Here is an 18,942-nt window from a genome sequence, read left to right as displayed (position 1 = left end):
CTCATCGGCCAGATCCATCCAGGCGCCACGTCGGACGCGCGAAGTGACAGCTATACCCCGAAGGGTCGCGCGCCAGATATTTTTGGTGCTCCGGCTCCGCTTCCCAAAAGATTTCCTCTGGATTGATCTCCGACAAGACCGGGCCAGGCCAGCGTCCTGACGCCTCGATCTCGGCGATCGTCGCCAGAGCGACCTCTTTCTGCACGTCGCTGGTGTAGAAAATCGCCGACCGATAGCTGGGGCCGACATCGCTGCCTTGCTGCTCGTAAGTCGTGGGGTCGTGGATCTGGAAGAAGAGCTCCAGGAGGGAGCGATAGCTGAGTATGGAAGGATCGAAGGTCACCTCCACCGCTTCCGCATGGCCGTAATGTCTCGCATAGGTCGGATCGGGCATTTCACCCCCTGTGTACCCCACGCGCGTCGACAGGACGCCCCTGGCTCGGCGCAGCAGATCCTCCACGCCCCAGAAGCAACCGCCTGCGAGAATTGCTCGCTCTGTCGCGGCCGCCTCATCGCCGGCAGGCGATTGGGCAACACTCGGTGCGCCCTCCCCCATGTGCTCCACCGTCAAGCCGGCCTCGCGGGATCCGCAGCCTGACTGGTGCCCAGGAGCTCGGTCTGTACGTCCGAGCCCCGGATGAGAGTGAGATCGACGGGGCATCGATCAGCGATCGCGAGGATCCGAGCACGCTGATCATCACTCAGCGGGCCATCGAGGACGATGGTGCGGGTGAAACGGTCCGGTGGCATCATGTCCGGCACCTTCTCGTGCTGCACGGTCGTGCTCGCCCGTTCGAGCGGAAAGCCCTTGCGGTCCGCATATAGACGCATCGTCATCACTGTGCAGGCCGCAAGGCCGGCGGAAACCAGTTCGAAGGGTGAGAACCCGGTTCCAAGGCCGCCGACCGATGCTGGTTCATCGGCAATCAAACTGTGCTCGCCGCTGCGGACATCGAGCTGGAATTTCCCGGCAAGGGTTTCAGTGGCGACGACGCCCTCGGCAATTTCGACCTGCGGAAGATCCGCCGTAAGCGGTGGGAGAAAGCGGCTCGCCCAGGCCGCCACCATAGCCGCGGCATAATTCGCGTCTGCAGCGTCGGTGAGAAGGTGATCCGCATTGTCGAGCGAGATGAAGCTCTTCGGATGCCTCGACGCCAGGAAGATGCGCGACGCGTGGTCGATGCCGACCACCTGGTCCAGCGGCGAGTGCATGACCAGCACCGGACGTCGCAGGGAGGCGATGGCCTTCTCGACATCGATGCCCTCAACCGCATCTAAGAACCCGCGGCTGACCAGGAACGGTCTCCCGGCGATCTCCACCGAGGCCTCGCCCTCCCGCGCGATGGCGTCGAGGCCCTCCTGTCCGAAGAAGCGCAGGATGTGCTGAAGGTCGGCCGGAGCGCCGATGGTTGCCACCGCCGCAACGTCGGGTAGTTCGGCTGCGGCCACGATCACAGCCGCTCCACCCAGGCTGTGACCGACCAGGAGGGAGGGTGGCATGCCCGCCTCGGCCATCGCCTTGGCGGCCGCGCGAAGGTCATCGACGTCCGAAGCGAAGTTCACAGCTTCCCCTGCCCCACCGCCGATCCCGGTCCCGGCAAAATCGAACCTCAACACTCCGATGCCGGCACGCGAGAGCGCACGCGCGATGTAAACGGCGGCGCGACTGTCCTTCCCGCATGTGAAGCAGTGGGCGAAGATCGCCCAGCCCCGCGGCGTTCCTTCCGGCCGTTCGAGGTGCCCGGACAGCTGAGATCCAGCCCCACTGATAAACGTGAATGTTTTTTCTGACATATCTATTTGATCCTTCAGCACGCGGTTTGACGATCGCTCTCCCGAAGTTTCCAGGCGGAGCTGAGCGCAGCGCACCGCCACCGATAGTCGCACGGCATACTTTATATGCGTGACGCATATAGACAACCCCCCATGCACATATTATATGCGTCGCGCATACAGTGTGGATCGCTCCGGGGGCCATCGCACGAATGCAGCATCAGTCAGGGCTCATTGGCGACGGTAATGGAACTCAACCAGATCAGCTATTTCATCAGATTGGCCGAGACGCTGAACTTCACGGCGGCTGCTCGTCTGAGCGGTGTATCACAGCCAAGTCTGACCCGTGCGATCCGTCGCCTCGAAGATGAACTCGGCGGGCCACTGATCCATCGCGACGGAAAGAACAGCCGCCTGACCGGTCTTGGCCTGGACGTGGAGGCCGAATTCCGGCGCATGGCGGCCGCGATGAAGAGCGTCCGCGACCACTCCGAAAACTGGGCGATGGGGAGGCACCGCGTGCTCGATGTCGCCATCGCGCCCACCATCGGACCAAAGGGGTTCGCGGCATTCTTCGAAAGCGCGTTAGCGGAAGTGCCATCCATCGAGATCAGGTTGCACTCGCTCCAGGCGAACGAGGATACATCGGAAGTGCTCTCGGGAAAGTACCACGCGTGCATCCTGCCGCGTGAGACAAGGCAGGAACGCAAGCTGGATGTGCACCCCTTATTTCGGGAACGCTTCGTGCTCGGCTGTTCGGCTAACCATCCCCTGGCTGCCCGTGAGACGGTGCGCGGGGAAAACCTGCTCGAATTTCCTTTCGTCGATCGCCTGAAATGCGAATTTCGCGATCAGATCTTCGACCACTTCGCGCGACGTGGTGCGCTCATGCAACCCCGCTTCCGATCAGATCGGGACGACTGGGTGCAGCGGGTGGTCGCCGACGGTCACTCCATATGCATCCTTCCGGAACGCTCGGCCATCGCGCACGGCCTCGTCACCCGGCCGATCGACGGTTTTGTACTGGAGCGCGAAGTCGTCATGGCGACGGTATCCGGGTCGACGGCTCCGGTAGAGATACGGAAGATCGCGCATCTGGCAGCCGGATATGCGTGGAGCTGAACGCAGTCCCAAGAGCTCCCGCGCTATGGAAACTATACGCAGAGCGCATTGGATAATTCCGGACCGCGCTGCGATAATCTGCGCAACCACTGACGAAATAGCGGCACCGGGTCTCGACCTCTTAGATAAGTAAAGGAGACTATCATGAAGTTCGAAAAATCGCAGGAAGCGGTTGATCGCCTTACTGCCGAGCAGCGTCGGATCACCCAGGAATCGGGCACCGAACGGCCCTTCACGGGCGAGTATAACGACAACAAGGAGCCGGGTATCTACGTCGACATCGTATCCGGAGAGCCGCTGTTCGCCTCGACAGACAAGTTCGACTCCGGTTCCGGCTGGCCCAGCTTCACCAAGCCGATCGTTCCGGCAAACGTGAACGAGCTGCGGGATAGCGCGCACGGCATGGTCCGGACCGAGGTCAGGTCGGTGCACGCAGACAGCCATCTCGGCCACGTGTTCCCGGATGGTCCTTCCGACCGCGGCGGTCTGCGCTACTGCATCAACTCAGCATCGCTCCGCTTCATCCCCCGCGATGAAATGGAGTCCGAGGGATACGGCGAATATCTCGATCAGGTAGAGGAGGCTTAACGTGCATCAACGCGCTATTCTCGCAGGCGGATGTTTCTGGGGCATGCAGGATCTGATCCGCAAGCGGCCCGGCATCGTCTCGACTCGTGTCGGTTACACCGGCGGCGATGTGCCGAACGCCACCTATCGTAATCACGGCACGCATGCCGAGGGGATCGAGATCGTCTTCGACCCGGCGGTGACGAGCTACCGGAACATCCTGGAATTCTTCTTCCAGATCCACGATCCGACGACGCTGAACCGCCAGGGCAATGATCGTGGGCTCTCGTACCGGTCGGGCATCTATTATGTTGACGAGGAGCAGAAGCGCGTAGCCGAGGATACGATCGCCGATGTGGATGCGTCCGGGCTGTGGGATGGCAAGGTCGTCACCGAGGTCGCGCCGGTTGGTGAGTTTTGGGAGGCCGAGCCGGAACACCAGGATTATCTGGAGAAGCGGCCAGGCGGCTACACATGTCACTTCGCAAGACCCGGCTGGGTGCTTCCGAAGCGCCAGAAGGCCGGCGATGTGCAGCCCGCGGCCGAGACTGCTGCGGAATAGGCTACACTGCCGTTCCGCTATGCCGGTCCGGTTTAGACGTTCCGATGACCGCGTCGCCCAACGATGCGGTCATCGAACCCTGCCCTGATAAGGTGGGTCATTCCAGTCGACCGCCACAGCTTCAGGATCGCAGAAACATGCCAGACCTCTCGTCCTTCCCAATCACGCAGCGCTGGCCAGCTTCGCATCCTGATCGCCTGCAACTTTACGCAGCGCCCACGCCGAATGGCGTCAAGGTCTCGATCATGCTGGAGGAGACCGGCCTGGCGTACGAGCCCCATTACGTCGACATCTCGAACAACGAGTCGAAGGATCCAGCGTTCGTTTCGTTGAACCCGAATGGCCGCATTCCGGCGATCATCGATCCGGCAGGTCCTGGTGGAAAGCCGATCGCCTTATGGGAATCCGGTGCGATCCTCCTCTATCTGGCCGACAAGACGGGCCAGTTCATCTCCACCGAACCCGCCCAGCGTTACGAGACACTGGCGTGGGTGATGTTCCAGATGTCGGCCATCGGGCCGATGTTCGGTCAACTTGGCTTCTTCCTGCGATTTGGCGGCAAGGACTATGAGGACAAGCGGCCGCAGCAGCGCTTTATAGATGAAGCGAAGCGTCTCCTCGGGGTGTTGGATCGCCGGCTGGAAGGGCGCGACTGGATCGTCGACAACTATTCGATCGCGGACATCGCGACGCTCGGCTGGGTGAACGCGCTGGTCGAATTCTACGATGCCGGCGACGTGCTTGGCCTCAGCACTTATTCGAACGTCCAGGCATGGCTGGGGCGAGGGCTGGCTCGACCGGCCGTGCGGCGTGGCCTGAAGATCCCGGCGAGGCCGGCATGAGCATCATCGCCGCTTATTATTACAAAGAAGGCAAGCGAGTTCGCGAAATCGCGCTCGATGAGCGCGTCGAGCTGAACGAGGATCGCTCGGGCTTCTGCTGGATCGCGCTCAGCGAGCCCACCGAGGACGAACTGAGAGCGATCCAGGCGACATATAATCTCCACCCTCTGGCGATCGATAACGCGATGCACCCGCTGTGCCCGCCAAAGCTCGAAGTCTATAACGATGAGCTCTACATCGTCGCGCAAACCGCCGAGCTGGTCGGCGACCGGATCGTCTATGGCAAGATGGCGATCTTCACCGGTCACAATCATCTCATCACCGTGCGGCACGGCAACGGGGGAGCGCTGGGCAAGCTTCGCGAGCAACTTGAGGCTTCGCCGACGTTTTTCGCCAAGGGTGTCGACTATGTGCTCCACGCGATCCTGCACCGCGTGGTCGATCAGTATCTCCCGATCTTCGAAATGATCGAGGACGACGTCCTGGAGATGGAGAGAATGTCGCTCGACGACTTCCTCGGGCGGAAGGAGGTCTCCCGCATCTTCGAACTAAGGTCCGAACTCACGCGGTTCCAACGCACGCTCGGGGCTATGGCCGAGTTGGTGCGAAAGCTCGTACGCGGCCACTTTCCCTGCATCAGCGTCGAAATGACACCATTCTTCCACGACGTCGCGGACCATGTTCACCGCGTGCAATCCATGGTCGATGGTCTCCTGCAGGTTCTGTCTACGGTCTTTGAGGCCAGCAGTCTTCTGGAAGCACAAAGGATCGGAGTCGTCACCCGCCAGCTCGCCGCCTGGGCGGCAATATTGGCGGTCCCGACGGCGATCGCTGGAATTTACGGCATGAACTTCAAGCACATGCCGGAACTGGACACGCCATACGGCTACTTCGTCGTGCTCGGGGTGGTAGCGGTGCTCTGCCTCCTCCTGTTCGTGCGCTTCAAGAAGGCCAAGTGGCTATGAAATCAGCACTTCGCGCGCTTGTCCGACCTCCGACGGGCGACAGCGCGCCCGGTGGAGGAGCGTGTCCAATCCAACTCGAGATGAAGGTGCTTCCATGACCTCCCAAGTGACCGACGTTCTAGAAGCAGTCCAATCCTTCATCGCCAAGGGCTACCACCGCGAATACCGCGTCAAGGACGGCAAACTTGTCGATCTCGAACTGGGATCGACCCTCGATCCGTGCGGGATCCAGATCGATGCGGCGCTGCGCCTCGAAAGTGGGGATGGCGAGGACGCCTCCAACATCTATGCGATCACCGATCCAGCGACCGCGCACAAGGGCCTGTTGATCGACGCGTTCGACGTGTTCCACGAAATTTGTCCCCGGGACCTGTCCGAGCGCCTCGTAGCGGATCGGGAAACGGCGCAGGCAGGTGACCAGGATCTGCCGAGCAAGCACGGACTCCGGAAGGTGTACAAGGTCGAGTTCAACCGCGATCCCGAGCGTTACATCTTGCGGGAAGGGTTTCCAGACTTCCCACCCTGCCCTTTCGGCCAATCCTTCAGCATCCTCGGCTTTGATACCGCCGAGCAGGAATATGTCTGGCTTGTCACGAGCATCATCCGCGATTCTCGCCTGATCCGAGTTCCATACCAGGGCGAAGACGTCATCAGCGACGAATAGCGGCATCACAGAACTTTCAAAAACACTGAAACACAACGAGGTGATCATGGACTGGAACAAGAGCCACATCCGAGAGACGATGCTTTCTCTGGAGACCGCAGCGTTGCAGAGCGCTCGCGAAAACTATCTGGACTATGTCTCTACCGCGCGACTCGATCGCAGCGAACCGATCGAAAACGACGAACTGGCGCAGGCCGAGGTCGCGAGTGACTTCGCCGAAGCGCTCGATGACACGCTCCATGACTATGCCGAGAAACTCGAAAAGCTCAGGACGATCGATTTTGGCCCCAAGTCGGCCGTCGCCGAAGGCGCTGTCGTCAAGCTGTCCGGCCGCTACTTCGCGGTCGCGGTGTCGACGAGCAGGTTCACCTGTCAGGGACGTGAGCTGATGGGCATTTCGACGATGGCGCCGATCTTCGAAGCGATCGAAGGTGCCCGCGCCGGCGAGACCGTGCAGTTCAACGGACGGGATCTCGTGGTGGAAGACGTGGAATAGCGCACACTACCAAGCCGCCGCGCAATGCCCTTTCTGCATGCATACGGTCCCCGCAGCCGCATCGACCTGTCACATCAAAGGCAAACTCATGACAACACCGTCATTCTTCATCACCCCCGGATATGGGCAGCGCCTGCATGACGCGCTGCATTACTCGCAGGCAATGCGCGTTGGTGACCGCGTGGAGACCTCCGGACAGGGCGGATGGAACGACGATCTCGTCATTCCGGAATCGATCGAGGAAGAGATCGAGCAGGCGTTCAAGAACGTGGAACGGACGCTCGCGACAGCCGGGGCACGTTGGGAGCATGTCGTCCACGTCAACTCCTACCACGTCGGGGGCTTTCCTCCGGTGATCAACGAAACAATGGCCAGGCTGTACCGCCACTATATGCCCAACCGCGCGCCAATCTGGACGCAGTTGGGAATCGAAGCGCTGGGGCTTCCAACGATGCGTATCGAAATCAGGGTAACGGCCATCATCGCCTGACCAGCGCGGTTCGTGCAGTTGGCGTGCCGCGTTACGGTCGAACCCCCTGCGACCGCTTCTGCATACACATCATCGTATCAAGCGATCCGGTGATCATCGGCGTGCTTGGAGAACGGGGGGCAGGCTTGGTTTGGGTCGAGCGGCTTGGGATCCGGGCGATGGCCAAGGCCGCCAGGAGTGTGAGCAACGCCGCTGCGTAAAGGAACAAGCCGCCCGGGCCCAGGATCGTCATCGCTGTTCCCCCGATAAGCGGGCCAGCAGCTGTCCCTATCCCGTTGAGCAGCAGCAGGGCGCGTGCGGTACCGAGCAGCCGGCCGGCCGGAAGATCGTCGTTCGCGACGGCAAGGCACAGCGAATAGATCGGGATGCCGAAGCCGCCGAACAGCGCGCCCGCGGCAAGGAGCACGGCCAGAGGCGCGTCCACCGCCAGCGCTACGCCGATCGCAGCCGCTGCCGACGCCAGTGCCGCACCGGCGATGACGAAACTCCGGGGCACTCGATCCGAAAGCCAGCCGAGCGGCCATTGCAACACCAGCGTTCCGCCAAGCACCGCGGCCATGAAAGCCGATATCCCGCCCACGCCAAGTCCGATCCTCTGGGCGAAGTTCGGACCTAACCCCCAGAAACCGCCGATAGCCAGGCCTGCCAGGAAAGCGCCGGCCGCAGGGAGCGGTGATACGCGGACGAGGTCCCGAAACGCGACCGGCTCCTGGGCCACCTGGGCCGGCGGATGACTGGGCAGCAAGGTGATGGGAACCACCGCCGCCGATATCAACAGCGACACGATGAGGAACAAGGTCACGTCGACGGGCGGCGCGACGTTGAGCAGCGCCTGCCCGATTGCCCATGAGCCCATCGAGACGATACCGAAGATCGACAGGAGCTGGCCTCGCGTGGATGGCAACGCATGGGCGTTGAGCCAGCTCTCCGTAGCGAGGATCATGCCCGCATAGGCGAACCCGGTGATCAGGCGAAGCGGTATCCAGGCAAACGGTTCCACGAACGCCAAATGAAGAAGGGCAGTCATCGAAGCGATAGCCGCAAAGCCGGCGAAGGTTCTGACGTGCCCTACGGAGACGATGATCCGCGGCAACACTAGCGCGCCGATCGTGAAACCCGCGAAATAGAAAGACATCATCGCGCTGATCGCGCCGGTCGAAAAGCCCTCCTGGCCGGCTCTCACGATCAGGAGCGTGCCCAGCAAACCGTTGCCCAGCAGCAGAGCGGCGACACTCAACAGCAGCGCCGCCACCGGCGTGAGAACGAGGCCGCGTCTGCCCGCCGACCTCATGGTATCCATGGCCGCGCTCATTTTCTCGCCTGGCGCGAGGGTTGATATTCTGTGGAGGTGATGAACTGGTCGAATGCTTCGCACCAGATGACGACCGTATTGTAATCGCGAACATCGACACCGGCAGGCACCTCGACGATGAAGCCGTTGAACGCTTTCACGTCGCCCACGCGGACCGATCTGTCTTTGATGAGGAGGAAGGCCTCCTTGGTGTCGACGAAATGTGGTGCGAGGTAGAGCTTGTAGTCCGGTCCGGGGGCGAGGCGCCCGATATGGGCGATACGGTCGCGCGATACCCGGATCTCGCCTTCCCCCCAGTGAAGCAGATCGCTGCCATTGAGATCGCGGGCCAGACGCCCTGCGTAGAGCGACTCGGCTGAAATGGCTCGCAAGGCCGCCGCGTCCGGGGCTCGGGGGGCGGTCAGGATCGGCAGCGTGTAGACGCCGCCCGCAAAACCGATGGCAAGCATCGCGAGATGGGTGGCAATCAGGATGACCCAGCGCCGCATCGGTTACACCAGCTCCAGTCCCTTTACGAGCTGATCGGCGTCGAGATGGAAGTCCGAGAAGACGATCCGGCCGCCAGCGTCCATCACGGAGAACCAGGGCGTTCCCCGGGTGCGGTAGTCCTCCATGAAGGTGGGAAGAGTCGCGCCGGCAGGTGGCTCGTCCTGGCCAAACGCGATAGGAAGCTCATACTTGAGCTGATTCACGCGCAACTTCTCAAAGGTGTTCTCATCCGCCCCTTCGAAGACGGTCTGGATCACCGCGAAGCCAACGCCCCTGAGGCTCAACGCGCTGTGCAGCCTTTGCAGCGTGGGAAAGCCATGCAGATGGCAACCATGGCACCAGTGCTGGAAGGCGAACAGGATCTTCGGGCCCGCGCCGAGGTCCGATAGCTTGAGCGGCGCGATGCTACCTCCATCAGCGCCGATCCATTTCTGCACGCGCAGCTCGGGCGCTTGTTCTCCGGCGACGCTCATCTGATCCTCCAATTCCGACGCTGAAGCCCAATGAATGGTCGCGCATCGCGATGGCGCGCGAACCTCCGAGCTGGTTTTGCGCCCGCATCCCAAATAATTGATCGCTCGGATCGCCACTTTGTCCGAATTACACTCGGGGCTCTAAGGTTTCTCCTGCCGGACTATGAGGGTATGCGCGCAGTATTTCCAATAGCCGCGCGACATAGTTTCCATACCTTACCGCACCCATCTCTCCAGCAACTTTACTTAGCTATTGCTAATACCCTGAGATGTGAGGCGCAATTTGGCTCTGGCCCGTTGAGAAGTCTGACGAGCGACTTGAAACCGCTAATGGATCGGCCGGATTGCGCTTCTGCACTCGCATCTACTCTTGCGCAGCCAGGCTACCGGGGCGACTGTCGCTCCGACGGGCAACACGGGGCGGGACGTAATGGAATCGATCGGGCGCGACTTACGAGAGATGCAACGTGTTCCCCTTTCTGCGACGCATGTCGCGGCGTTGAAAGCAGTTGGCACGATTCACCGCTATCCCGCCGGCACGTTCGTCGCACGTGCCGGGGAGCCCGCCAACCGCTTCGTCTATGTCGAGGAGGGCGAGATCGAGGTCGTGAACCCCTTCACGGACGAGCGCCATATTGCCTCAACCCTCGGGCCAACCCAGTTCATGGCGGAAATTGCGTTCCTTAACGGCGGCAACTGGTCGCTGCCGATGCGAGCGGTCACCGACACCACCGTGATCGAAGTGCCGCGCCCGGACATGTTGCGACTGATGTCCGAAACGCCGGAGATGTCCGACATCGTCATCACCGTGCTCTCGGCGCGGCGACGCCAGCAACTCGACAGACGTTACGGCACGCTCGTTTTGATCGGCGAGGAAGTGGATCGAGGCGTGCGCCGGATCGCGGAGTTCGCGAGCCGCAACCGTCTGCCCTATATGTCATATGCGCTCGGGAGTGCGGAGGCGGCGGCTGTCGCGATGACCTGCTCGACGTCACCGGACAAGCCGGCGGTAGTCTTCGGGCGCGATGTGGTTGTCGCCGACCCGACCCCCGACAAGGTGGCGCGCTTGCTCGGCCTCAATCACGATCTCGTCGACGATGAGGCCTTCGACGTTCTGATTGTAGGCGGCGGGCCTGCAGGAGTGGCAGCAGGCGTCTATGCGGGCGCTGAGGGGCTACGTGCACTGGTGATCGAGGATGTGGCGATCGGAGGTCAGGCGGGCACCTCGAGCCGGATCGAGAACTACATGGGTTTTCCGACTGGGATCTCTGGCGCCGACCTGGTGTGGCGCGGCGAGGTCCAGGCTATGAAATTTGGCACGCGTTTCGCGATGCCGCGGCGGGTAGTGAAACTGGAACGTCTGGAAGACAGCTCGTTCTGTGCGACCTTCGACAACGAACAACGGGTCCGCGGGCGGGCCGTCGTCGTGGCGACCGGTGTCCAATATCGCCGGCTGCCGATCGATCGGCTTGAAGCGTTTGAAGGGGCCGGTGTCTATTACGCGGCTACCGAGAGCGAGGCGCGCTATAGCCGGGACACCGAGACGATCATCATCGGTGGCGGCAACTCCGCCGGTCAGGCAGCGATGTTCCTCAGCCGCTCTGCGAAGCATGTCCGCGTCCTGGTTCGCGGCCGCTCGCTTGCGTCATCGATGTCGAGCTACCTGTCCAGCCGGCTCGTTGCAGACCCAGCGATCACGATCGAATATGGCACGGAAGTCAGCGCCCTCCACGGATCGGACAGGCTCGAGGCGGTCACGATACGCGACGTGCATCACGGCTCGACCCGCACGCTCGATTCCGGCGCGCTCTTCGTCATGGTCGGCGCTGCACCCAACACCGCATGGCTCTCGGGGCTCGTCGCGCTCGACCCCCACGGTTTCGTCCTGACCGGGCAAGAGGTGGACGGAGCCTCGCCTTATGAGACCTCGGAGGTTGGCATCTTCGCGGTGGGCGATGTCCGCGCGGGATCCGTGAAGCGGGTGGCATCCTCGGTGGGCGAAGGCTCGGTCGTGATCTCCAAGGTTTGGGCCCACGTTCGGGTCTAATGCCGACCGCCCGCGGTTCCGGTGGCAGATCCTACCTAGCACGCCGCTCAGTCCGGTTCGGGACCACCGGCACCATGTCCAATCAAGGGTCACGACACGAAAGTGAGTTTTGCATCGCTAGGAGCGAACAGAACGTGTCCGTGAACCCGTCGCCCGCCGATATTGTCCGGCAACCCATCAGAACGGTGCGCTGTCGGACACTATGACGCTGACCGGCATACCAGCGTTTGACGGCCAACGGCACGAATCGCCCAAACCCCACCCCTTCAGTAAGTCGGCTCACCTTTCCGAAACCAGCATTCTGCCGTGCCAAAACATTCCCGTTTTTCCATGTAGGACGGGTTGATTTGAGAAAACTCAATCGGGACAGATTTCGAGAAAATAGCTTTCCCGGGGGCATCAAAAGACCGATTCTGCCAGCTTTCTCGCTACACCTTCCTTTACGGGAACGTCGTGTTCACTTTTCCCGACCTTGCCTATTAAGCGCGAACGTCTGTTCAAGACCGACTCCTGCGAGACGGGCGGTTGCGAGCAGGCGATCAAAATTGTGCCCGTTACGGGCGCTGGCGGACAGCCCGGCCATTACGGTGCTCATATAATCTTGGATACACGCGGCTTGATCGGGATAACGGGCGGCAATGAATCGATAAATCGCCTCCTCCGCAGCCGTAATGAAAGCGCCAGCAGCGCCTTTTGCTTCTGGGTCGGCGCAGCGCGCACCCTCGATGACGAGGCAACCCGCCGCGCCGGGATCGGCTGCGTAGCGCCGGGCCGCCTCTTCCAGCACCGCCACGAGACATTCCGCGATCGGTCGATCCGCGCTTAGCAGATCGGCCAGCGGGATCGCGCCTTGGGCGGCATAACGATCGAGGATGCGGCTGTAGAGGTCCGCCTTGCTACCAAAGGCGGCATAGAAGCTGGGCGGATTTATACCGATCGCCTGGATGAGGTCAGCGACGCTGACCGCATCGTAGCCGCGGGCGTGAAACAGGCGTTGGGCGGCCGCGACCGCCTCGTCCAAGTCGAACTGGCGCGGTCGGCCACGTGTGCGGCGGCTTTCTGTATGCTCCACTACAAATACCTTGACGCGCGGGGTTGAACCATTTATGTAGCGGATCGTAAGTTATTGATCAAGGAAGAGTGCGATGGGTGCGTTCGAGGGAAAATCCGTTCTTGTGCTTGGTGGTAGCCGCGGAATCGGCGCGGCAATCGTTCGGCGCTTTGCAGCGGATGGCGCGACCGTGGTCTTCACCTATTCCGGCTCGCGAGACGCAGCCGAAGCGTTGGCGGCCGAGACGCGCAGCACGGCCGTGGAGACGGACAGCGCGGATCGCGACGCGGTGATCGCACGCGTGAAGGACAGCGGCGCGCTCGACGTGCTGGTCGTCAATGCCGGCATCGCCGTGTTCGGCGACTCGCTGGAACAGGACCCGGACGCGATTGACCGGCTGTTCCGGATCAATGTTCACGCGCCGTATCATGCATCGGTCGAGGCGGCGCGACAGATGCCCGAGGGCGGGCGCATCATCGTTATCGGATCGGTGAACGGCGATCGGATGCCCGTTCCCGGCATGGCGGCTTACGCGCTCAGCAAGTCAGCGCTGCAAGGGATGGCACGTGGGCTGGCACGCGACTTCGGGCCTCGCGGGATTACGATCAACGTCGTGCAACCCGGTCCGATCGACACAGACGCCAACCCGGCAGACGGACCGATGAAGGATCTGCTGCACGGTTTCATGGCGATCAAGCGTCACGGCCGGCCGGAGGAGGTCGCGGGCATGGTGGCATGGCTCGCCGGACCGGAGGCAGGGTTCGTCACCGGCGCCATGCACACCATCGACGGAGCGTTCGGTGCCTGATCCGTTGGAGCGATCAACTATGGCCACCATCGGCATCATTGGTGCGGGAGAGGTAGGCAGCCAGATCGCCCGCGCCGCCATCGCGAACGGCTACCGGGTGGTGATCGCCAACTCGCGCGGACCGGAAACTTTGGCCCGCCTCGTCGCCGAACTCGGGCCCGACGCGCGCGCTGCGACCGCTGCCGATGCGGCCGAGGCGGGGGATTTCGTCGTGGTGGCGGTCCCCCTCAAGCTCGCCAACGACATGCCGGTCGAGCAACTGGCGGGCAAGATCGTTCTCGACACCAACAACTACATGCCGTGGCGTGACGGGCGCTACGCCGTGGTAGACGTCGGTGAGAAGACGGAGCACGAGCTACGGCAGGAACAGCTCCCCACCTCTAAGGTCGCGAAGGCGTTCACGCACATTCAGGCACCGCGGCTGTTCCTGTCGGCGCGGCCATCTGGCACGCCGGGGCGGCACGCGCTGTCGGTATCAAGCGACCACCCCGAGGCGGTGGAGCTGGTCACGCGGCTTTACGATCAGTTCGGCTTCGATACGGCAGACAACAGTCCACTTAGCGAGTCCTGGCGGAGCGGCCCAGGTCAGCCCGCATGGCGCGCGCACGAACATCAGACGCTCCCCGAGTTGATCGTGAACCTTGCCAAGGCGAGACGGCTCCCGCTGAGGTAGAACGGCCGGCTCTGCCTTTCTCGAAACTCGATCCTTTTCGAGAAAGGCAGACGCGTCACGCGATGGTATCGATCGACCCTTCCTCCCCGAAAGCGGTTGGACCGCTTCTTACCATTGTCGTCGTTCGCTATCCGTTCGCTCCCAGCGTCCGCAAAATTCACTTTCGGGTTGTGACTCCAATCAGACCCAGTTGCGCCGCGAGCGCGGGCCAAATCTGCCGAATGTCCTGATGATACGCGTCGCCTGCACTCGCTTCCTGCAACCGAGGGTCGGCTAGCCATGCATTTTGTTGAGGGCTGAGCAGGTCGGCGATGGGCGTGTGATACGGCACCGCCAGATTGATTTGCGTGCGTTGGGCCGGTGTCAGAGGCAGGTGGCGGGCAGCATGCTTGCGCAGGTAGAATTGGGGCTCGCCGTCGAGCTTGAACAGGGCGCCTTCGAGCGGACTGAACCCCTCAGTCCTGGCATAGCTATTCAGCTTGGAGCGCGAGGCCACGCGCGGGTCGAAATCCACCCGAACCACTTCCTCTCCGTCAATCCAGCCTGCCTCGGTCGTCACGATCGCTGGATGCTGGGCGAGGCTCGTCTCGCCCGACCAGAAACATGGTGTGGTGTAGACCGCGCTTTCAGCGAGGCTATTTTCAACGAGCAGATCGCGCCCAAGCAAGCGGAAGTAGCCGGGCAGGTCGCTGCCGAGCCTTTCGAGAACAGCGGTAATCTTCTCGTGCAGTCCGAGCGCGTCATAGCGATCGGCCAGTTTGGGCACGAGCTCGGCTCCGTCGGGCCCGAGGAAGCGCACCACCGGGTTGTTCCACGATGGCTCGCCAAAACGCCGTAGGATCTCGGCGTCCTTGCCTGGATGGTTGTTGAAGATGGCCACCGGGATGAAGTGATCCGCAATCAATTCCACCATCAAGGGATGGGTGAGAACATCCTGCCCAAAGTTTATGCACGTCGAACAGCCCGGCACCTCCTGAAATAACAGGAGAATAGGTTTGCCTTGATCGGACGCGGCTACGAGGCCGCGCTCAAAGTCGCGCAACCACGCGACTTCCCCGAGCTCATGATGCTCGCGAAACGAAACTAGGTTGTCTTGCATATCGGTGACCTAGTGTGGCCAGCATGCGATACAATATGCTGGCGGGGTGAGAAGGGCTTCGCTCAGCGACCGTAACGGTCGTGCTGGTATGCCAACCCCCGGCCGTCGAGGTTGGCAACCCGGATCGCGACCGCTGCGAGTTGACCTTCAGTCAGTTGTGGGAAATTCGGGCTCGCGAAGTGCGTGACCAGGGCCATCTCGCGGTCAAGGAGCAGTTGTGCTTGGGTTTCCCGGCCACCGATCGACCAACATAACTGTTGCCCCTCCCGCTGGACCAGAGTGACGTGAAAAACATGCTGGGCGAACGTGCAGAATAAGAAGCTGCTGCCAAGCGACACCTCGCGAGGCAGACTGGCAATATCCAGCCACTCGATCATCGTTGTCCTCTCCACGGATTTTCGCCTCTCATCGATTAGCTTCGAACGCATGCGCCAGTTCGGAAACGGCAAGCCAACGCTCGCGCTCGCGCTGAGCATCCTGCAGCGCGCGGTGTGCGGGTGGGCGATCGTCAAAGCGTCCAGCCGCGTCCGCAAGGATTTTCCTTATCGCGCGGGGAATCCTCGAAGAGGGCACATGCGGCGCGAGGAGCGCTTCCGCGAGTTCTGACAAACCGAGATCTGTATCGGTCAAACGAACGGCGTGACGCGGCAGCCCTGCCGATCGCAATAGGGCACTGAGCCATTTGCCGTCCCATGAGGGGGCGCTTGCGAAGACCTCATGCCCCTGGAGCGCTGTCACCAGCCTGTTTGCTACGTGTTCGGTCGTGGCGCCGTGTTGCAACAATTCCTCCCGAGAGATGCCATGTATCGCCTGTGCTGTTGGGTCCCAATCCGTCCATTTATCGATCGGTCTGATCAGAAATGCCTCGGCGGCACCGTCCTCGAAGACCCAGGCGACCTCGATAGGATAGCCGTGCCGGCCGAGCGAGGAGGCCTCGAAGTCTATGAAAGCCCGCATCCCCAAGGCTCAAATCCGTGATTGATACGATGCCGACGCGATACAGCGACGCCCCGGCGCCATCATGATATTTCATGCCATACGCATCGGACCCCGGTGTCGTGCTCTGCGACGCGATCAACGTGCTTGGCGACGGATTCCTTGGTTGCATCGAAGCGTTCGCGGTCGGTGCCCACCAGCCTCAAGGAGAGGCTGTCGCCGTCTGCGGTCAATACGAGCTCGCCGCCCGGAAGCTGGATTTCGGCCGTCAGCGTGTCATACCGAACCGGATAGGTGTGAACCCACGCCTCAGCGAGTTTCGTCAGGTATCGACTCGATTCGATCGTAGCGATGCGTGCCTCGGCCTCGATCATCTAGAAACTCCTGGTTTTCGTGCTTGGACATATACCTCGCGGTCAGCGCCGACGTTATTTGCTGGTGTTTTACTTCCGCCCCTCAACGATGAATCCGCGGTAGCGGGAACCGGCAAAGCGATGCGCGGCGATCGTCTGGTAGGCGGGGCTATGATACCAATCATGGGCGGCCTGCATCGTCGGAAACCGCAAGATGACGGCCCCCTCGATGGGCGGCCCCTCCAATTGCTCCATAGCGCCATAGGCGGCCAGAAAGGTTACGTCGTGGCCGTCGAACGATGGGCCGACGCCCGCGGAATATGTTGCGAGTTCGTGCGGATCGGTGGTTTCCTCCCGCGTGAAGACGACGAACGCTTCCATGACATGATCTTTCACAAGGTTGGATTCGCAGGCCATCGCGCCGGCGATGGCCTGATAGTCGTCAGGCTGGCAGCTCAAAGCCGATTTTCTGAAGCGCCTCGACGCAGGCATCCTGATCCTGCTGATAGTTGCCGCCGGAGATGCCGATCCCGCCGATCAACTTGCCGTCCTCCAGGATCGGATAGCCGCCGCCGACAGCAACCATCCTGGGGCGATAGGCCAGCGGCGCCACTTTCGGATCGTTGCTTACATAGTCGTTCCAGACATGGGTCGGGAACCCGAACGAGGCTGAACTCCAGGCCTTGTCGATGGCGACATCGACCGTCAGAAACGGCGCATCGTCGGTGCGCTCGAACGCGCGCAGGTTACCGGTGGCGTCGACGACGGCGACGGCGGCCGGGATGCCGATCGCACGGGCCGCGGCGATCGCCGCGTCGATAAGGGCGACCGCGGTTTCGCGGTTGATCGAGGCGGTGGCAATGGATTTGCTCATGGGATTTTCCTTCGCCGGAGGCGTGATCGGTCCGGCATACTTGAGGTCGGGGATAGATGTTTGGCGGTGGCAGCCGTCAGAAGCCTTCGAGGACGATCTTGCCCTTGGCCGCCCCACTTTCGATCAGCGCATGCACCGTCTTCAGATTGGCGGCATTGATCGGCGAGAGTCGCTTGGTCAGCGTCGTGCGGATCTTGCCAGCGTCGACCAGCACCGCCAGCGCATCGAGGATCTTGCCCTGCTCATCCATGTCGGGCGTGCCGTAGAGCGACCGTGTGAACATCAGCTCGTGGTGGATCGACACCGCCTTTCGCTTGAACAGCATGACGTCGAGTGCCTTGGGATCGTCGATGAACGCGAACCGTCCTTGCGGGGCGATCAGCTCGGCGATGTCGGCGGCATGCTGCTCGGTATGCGTGGTCGAGAACACGAAGGCGGGAGCGCCGATCCCGAGCTCGGCAATCTGTGGCGCGAGCGGCCGGGAATGGTCAAGGACGTGGTGAGCGCCGAGTCCCCTCACCCACTCCTCCGTTTCGGGCCGGGAGGCGGTGGAGATGACGGTGAGATCCGTGCGCTGTCGCGCGATCTGGATGGCGATCGACCCGACCCCGCCCGCGCCACCGATGATGAGGATCGCCGCCGCCGCACCGGGGACGGGCTTCGTCACGTCCAGGCGATCGAACATCGCTTCCCAGGCCGTCAACGTAGTGAGCGGCAGCGCCGCCGCCTCCGCCCAGTCGAGCGACGCCGGCTTGCGACCGACGATCCGGGCGTCGACGAGATGGAACTCCGCATTCGTGCCGGGCCTTATGAGCGATCCGGCATAGTAGACCTCGTCGCCTTCCACGAACTGCGTCACTTCGGGGCCGACCCCGCGCACGATCCCGGCGGCATCCCACCCGATCACCTTCCACTCGCCATTGGCGGGGGGCGTGCTGCCGCGGACTTTGTAATCCACCGGGTTGACCGAGACGGCCTTCACCTCAACGAGGATATCGAGCCCCGCAGGGACAGGCCGGGGAAGATCGATATCGACCAGCGCGGCATCCTCGGTGATTGGTCCTGGAACCTTGTAACCAACGGCTTTCATCAGCGTCTCCAGCTGCAGCACTCCGAACTCTCGATCGCTCGGATCGAAAATTCTTCCGGCATGCATTCTTTATTCAGAGGTTTCTCGCCCCGGACTATGAAGATACGGGTGCAGTATTTCCAATAGCGACTGACCTGCTCCCCAGAATTCATGCCATTGGTAAGTTAGCTCGTCAGATGGAGACGAGCGATGCGGCGAAGCCGATTTACCGAGGATCAGATCATTGGGGTGCTGCGGGAGCATGAGGCTGGCGTGA

Annotated in this window: 25 protein-coding genes; 11 read left to right on the top strand and 14 right to left on the bottom strand. The window is 61.9% G+C overall.

What is annotated here, in order from left to right:
* Position 1: 1 nt before the first annotated feature.
* Both msrA (S2M10_RS18575) and S2M10_RS18570 read right to left on the bottom strand, forming a co-directional pair.
* A complete protein-coding gene (gene msrA, locus S2M10_RS18575) occupies positions 2-556 on the bottom strand; it encodes a peptide-methionine (S)-S-oxide reductase MsrA (protein ID WP_168847403.1) in 555 nt (184 codons plus the stop codon).
* An 11-nt stretch (positions 557-567) separates the two neighbouring features.
* The gene (locus tag S2M10_RS18570; protein WP_168847402.1) at positions 568-1,800 is read right to left on the bottom strand and encodes a bifunctional alpha/beta hydrolase/OsmC family protein; all 1,233 of its coding nucleotides are present in this window, start codon (positions 1,798-1,800) and stop codon (positions 568-570) included.
* Between the two features lie 219 nt (positions 1,801-2,019).
* Here S2M10_RS18570 and S2M10_RS18565 point away from each other — a divergent pair, with 219 nt between their 5' ends.
* The 8 genes from S2M10_RS18565 (at position 2,020) to S2M10_RS18530 (ending at position 7,481) form a co-directional block, all read left to right on the top strand.
* Entirely contained in the window at positions 2,020-2,895 is an 876-nt protein-coding gene (locus S2M10_RS18565) for a LysR family transcriptional regulator (RefSeq protein WP_168847359.1), read from the top strand.
* A 144-nt stretch (positions 2,896-3,039) separates the two neighbouring features.
* Entirely contained in the window at positions 3,040-3,483 is a 444-nt protein-coding gene (msrB, locus tag S2M10_RS18560) for a peptide-methionine (R)-S-oxide reductase MsrB (protein ID WP_168847358.1), read from the top strand.
* A gap of 1 nt (position 3,484) precedes the next feature.
* Positions 3,485-4,024 (top strand): peptide-methionine (S)-S-oxide reductase MsrA, encoded by a 540-nt coding sequence (gene msrA / locus S2M10_RS18555; RefSeq protein WP_168847357.1) that lies wholly within the window; start codon positions 3,485-3,487, stop codon positions 4,022-4,024.
* A gap of 137 nt (positions 4,025-4,161) precedes the next feature.
* Complete coding sequence (locus S2M10_RS18550; RefSeq protein ID WP_168847401.1) at positions 4,162-4,866, top strand: glutathione S-transferase N-terminal domain-containing protein; 705 nt, start codon at positions 4,162-4,164, stop codon at positions 4,864-4,866.
* Positions 4,863-5,831 (top strand): magnesium and cobalt transport protein CorA, encoded by a 969-nt coding sequence (locus tag S2M10_RS18545; RefSeq protein ID WP_168847356.1) that lies wholly within the window; start codon positions 4,863-4,865, stop codon positions 5,829-5,831. The genes S2M10_RS18550 and S2M10_RS18545 overlap by 4 nt, the downstream gene beginning before the upstream one ends.
* Before the next feature lie 94 nt (positions 5,832-5,925).
* On the top strand, positions 5,926-6,495 hold the full coding sequence (locus tag S2M10_RS18540) for a hypothetical protein (protein ID WP_168847355.1): 570 nt from the start codon (positions 5,926-5,928) through the stop codon (positions 6,493-6,495).
* 46 nt (positions 6,496-6,541) lie between these two features.
* Positions 6,542-6,991 carry a hypothetical protein gene (locus S2M10_RS18535; protein WP_168847354.1) on the top strand — a complete coding sequence of 150 codons (450 nt, stop codon included), beginning with the start codon at positions 6,542-6,544 and terminating at the stop codon, positions 6,989-6,991.
* Positions 6,992-7,028: 37 nt separating this feature from the next.
* Positions 7,029-7,481: a RidA family protein gene (locus tag S2M10_RS18530; RefSeq protein WP_247650905.1), complete on the top strand. Its 453-nt coding sequence runs from the start codon at positions 7,029-7,031 to the stop codon at positions 7,479-7,481.
* A gap of 31 nt (positions 7,482-7,512) precedes the next feature.
* On the opposite strand, the gene S2M10_RS18525 is transcribed toward S2M10_RS18530, so the two are convergent.
* Genes S2M10_RS18525 through S2M10_RS18515 form a run of 3 tightly spaced genes read right to left on the bottom strand, consistent with a single transcriptional unit; the run spans position 7,513 to position 9,755 of the window.
* Entirely contained in the window at positions 7,513-8,793 is a 1,281-nt protein-coding gene (locus S2M10_RS18525; RefSeq protein WP_247650904.1) for an MFS transporter, read from the bottom strand.
* Positions 8,790-9,281 carry a DM13 domain-containing protein gene (locus S2M10_RS18520; RefSeq protein ID WP_168847353.1) on the bottom strand — a complete coding sequence of 164 codons (492 nt, stop codon included), beginning with the start codon at positions 9,279-9,281 and terminating at the stop codon, positions 8,790-8,792. The genes S2M10_RS18525 and S2M10_RS18520 overlap by 4 nt, the downstream gene beginning before the upstream one ends.
* 3 nt (positions 9,282-9,284) lie before the next feature.
* Positions 9,285-9,755: a TlpA family protein disulfide reductase gene (locus S2M10_RS18515; RefSeq protein WP_168847352.1), complete on the bottom strand. Its 471-nt coding sequence runs from the start codon at positions 9,753-9,755 to the stop codon at positions 9,285-9,287.
* 430 nt (positions 9,756-10,185) lie between these two features.
* Here S2M10_RS18515 and S2M10_RS18510 point away from each other — a divergent pair, with 430 nt between their 5' ends.
* Positions 10,186-11,802: a cyclic nucleotide-binding domain-containing thioredoxin-disulfide reductase gene (locus S2M10_RS18510; RefSeq protein ID WP_168847351.1), complete on the top strand. Its 1,617-nt coding sequence runs from the start codon at positions 10,186-10,188 to the stop codon at positions 11,800-11,802.
* Positions 11,803-12,259: 457 nt separating this feature from the next.
* On the opposite strand, the gene S2M10_RS18505 is transcribed toward S2M10_RS18510, so the two are convergent.
* Positions 12,260-12,823 carry a TetR/AcrR family transcriptional regulator gene (locus S2M10_RS18505; RefSeq protein WP_211091137.1) on the bottom strand — a complete coding sequence of 188 codons (564 nt, stop codon included), beginning with the start codon at positions 12,821-12,823 and terminating at the stop codon, positions 12,260-12,262.
* 124 nt (positions 12,824-12,947) lie between these two features.
* Here S2M10_RS18505 and bdcA point away from each other — a divergent pair, with 124 nt between their 5' ends.
* Both bdcA and S2M10_RS18495 read left to right on the top strand, forming a co-directional pair.
* Positions 12,948-13,661 (top strand): SDR family oxidoreductase, encoded by a 714-nt coding sequence (gene bdcA / locus S2M10_RS18500; protein ID WP_168847349.1) that lies wholly within the window; start codon positions 12,948-12,950, stop codon positions 13,659-13,661.
* Positions 13,662-13,680: 19 nt separating this feature from the next.
* Positions 13,681-14,334, top strand: coding sequence for an NAD(P)-binding domain-containing protein (locus S2M10_RS18495; RefSeq protein WP_211091136.1), 654 nt, complete (start codon positions 13,681-13,683; stop codon positions 14,332-14,334).
* A 157-nt stretch (positions 14,335-14,491) separates the two neighbouring features.
* Here the strand turns inward: S2M10_RS18495 and S2M10_RS18490 are convergent, their stop codons facing one another.
* From S2M10_RS18490 to S2M10_RS22465, 8 genes are all read right to left on the bottom strand, one after another.
* Positions 14,492-15,433, bottom strand: a complete 942-nt coding sequence (locus tag S2M10_RS18490; RefSeq protein ID WP_168847347.1) for a VPGUxxT family thioredoxin-like (seleno)protein, type 2 — start codon at positions 15,431-15,433, stop codon at positions 14,492-14,494.
* 62 nt (positions 15,434-15,495) lie between these two features.
* The gene (locus S2M10_RS18485; protein ID WP_168847346.1) at positions 15,496-15,810 is read right to left on the bottom strand and encodes a hypothetical protein; all 315 of its coding nucleotides are present in this window, start codon (positions 15,808-15,810) and stop codon (positions 15,496-15,498) included.
* A gap of 28 nt (positions 15,811-15,838) precedes the next feature.
* Positions 15,839-16,390 (bottom strand): transcriptional regulator, encoded by a 552-nt coding sequence (locus S2M10_RS18480; protein ID WP_168847398.1) that lies wholly within the window; start codon positions 16,388-16,390, stop codon positions 15,839-15,841.
* A 62-nt stretch (positions 16,391-16,452) separates the two neighbouring features.
* Positions 16,453-16,743 carry a DUF2218 domain-containing protein gene (locus S2M10_RS18475; protein ID WP_161731355.1) on the bottom strand — a complete coding sequence of 97 codons (291 nt, stop codon included), beginning with the start codon at positions 16,741-16,743 and terminating at the stop codon, positions 16,453-16,455.
* A gap of 69 nt (positions 16,744-16,812) precedes the next feature.
* Positions 16,813-17,103 carry a DUF1330 domain-containing protein gene (locus S2M10_RS18470; protein WP_168847397.1) on the bottom strand — a complete coding sequence of 97 codons (291 nt, stop codon included), beginning with the start codon at positions 17,101-17,103 and terminating at the stop codon, positions 16,813-16,815.
* Positions 17,104-17,164: 61 nt separating this feature from the next.
* The gene (locus tag S2M10_RS18465) at positions 17,165-17,596 is read right to left on the bottom strand and encodes a heme-binding protein (RefSeq protein ID WP_168847345.1); all 432 of its coding nucleotides are present in this window, start codon (positions 17,594-17,596) and stop codon (positions 17,165-17,167) included.
* A 76-nt stretch (positions 17,597-17,672) separates the two neighbouring features.
* Entirely contained in the window at positions 17,673-18,686 is a 1,014-nt protein-coding gene (locus tag S2M10_RS18460; protein WP_168847344.1) for a zinc-binding alcohol dehydrogenase family protein, read from the bottom strand.
* Positions 18,687-18,755: 69 nt separating this feature from the next.
* Positions 18,756-18,942: hypothetical protein (locus S2M10_RS22465; RefSeq protein ID WP_211091135.1), on the bottom strand; the 187-nt coding region annotated here is incomplete at its 5' end.

Source organism: Sphingomonas sp. S2M10 (assembly GCF_012650175.1).
GTDB lineage: Bacteria > Pseudomonadota > Alphaproteobacteria > Sphingomonadales > Sphingomonadaceae > Sphingomonas.
This window is presented reverse-complemented; position numbering and strand designations above follow the sequence as displayed.

Bases quoted from the DNA above. Each gene is read 5' to 3' on its own strand.
- msrA (WP_168847403.1), bottom strand. From the start codon at position 556: ATGGGGGAGGGCGCACCGAGTGTTGCCCAATCGCCTGCCGGCGATGAG.
- S2M10_RS18565 (WP_168847359.1), top strand. From the start codon at position 2,020: ATGGAACTCAACCAGATCAGCTATTTCATCAGATTGGCCGAGACGCTG.
- msrB (WP_168847358.1), top strand. From the start codon at position 3,040: ATGAAGTTCGAAAAATCGCAGGAAGCGGTTGATCGCCTTACTGCCGAG.
- S2M10_RS18550 (WP_168847401.1), top strand. From the start codon at position 4,162: ATGCCAGACCTCTCGTCCTTCCCAATCACGCAGCGCTGGCCAGCTTCG.
- S2M10_RS18545 (WP_168847356.1), top strand. From the start codon at position 4,863: ATGAGCATCATCGCCGCTTATTATTACAAAGAAGGCAAGCGAGTTCGC.
- S2M10_RS18540 (WP_168847355.1), top strand. From the start codon at position 5,926: ATGACCTCCCAAGTGACCGACGTTCTAGAAGCAGTCCAATCCTTCATC.
- S2M10_RS18535 (WP_168847354.1), top strand. From the start codon at position 6,542: ATGGACTGGAACAAGAGCCACATCCGAGAGACGATGCTTTCTCTGGAG.
- S2M10_RS18530 (WP_247650905.1), top strand. From the start codon at position 7,029: ATGCATACGGTCCCCGCAGCCGCATCGACCTGTCACATCAAAGGCAAA.
- S2M10_RS18525 (WP_247650904.1), bottom strand. From the start codon at position 8,793: ATGAGCGCGGCCATGGATACCATGAGGTCGGCGGGCAGACGCGGCCTC.
- S2M10_RS18520 (WP_168847353.1), bottom strand. From the start codon at position 9,281: ATGCGGCGCTGGGTCATCCTGATTGCCACCCATCTCGCGATGCTTGCC.
- S2M10_RS18515 (WP_168847352.1), bottom strand. From the start codon at position 9,755: ATGAGCGTCGCCGGAGAACAAGCGCCCGAGCTGCGCGTGCAGAAATGG.
- S2M10_RS18510 (WP_168847351.1), top strand. From the start codon at position 10,186: ATGGAATCGATCGGGCGCGACTTACGAGAGATGCAACGTGTTCCCCTT.
- bdcA (WP_168847349.1), top strand. From the start codon at position 12,948: ATGGGTGCGTTCGAGGGAAAATCCGTTCTTGTGCTTGGTGGTAGCCGC.
- S2M10_RS18495 (WP_211091136.1), top strand. From the start codon at position 13,681: ATGGCCACCATCGGCATCATTGGTGCGGGAGAGGTAGGCAGCCAGATC.
- S2M10_RS18490 (WP_168847347.1), bottom strand. From the start codon at position 15,433: ATGCAAGACAACCTAGTTTCGTTTCGCGAGCATCATGAGCTCGGGGAA.
- S2M10_RS18485 (WP_168847346.1), bottom strand. From the start codon at position 15,810: ATGATCGAGTGGCTGGATATTGCCAGTCTGCCTCGCGAGGTGTCGCTT.
- S2M10_RS18480 (WP_168847398.1), bottom strand. From the start codon at position 16,390: ATGCGGGCTTTCATAGACTTCGAGGCCTCCTCGCTCGGCCGGCACGGC.
- S2M10_RS18475 (WP_161731355.1), bottom strand. From the start codon at position 16,743: ATGATCGAGGCCGAGGCACGCATCGCTACGATCGAATCGAGTCGATAC.
- S2M10_RS18470 (WP_168847397.1), bottom strand. From the start codon at position 17,103: ATGGAAGCGTTCGTCGTCTTCACGCGGGAGGAAACCACCGATCCGCAC.
- S2M10_RS18465 (WP_168847345.1), bottom strand. From the start codon at position 17,596: ATGAGCAAATCCATTGCCACCGCCTCGATCAACCGCGAAACCGCGGTC.
- S2M10_RS18460 (WP_168847344.1), bottom strand. From the start codon at position 18,686: ATGAAAGCCGTTGGTTACAAGGTTCCAGGACCAATCACCGAGGATGCC.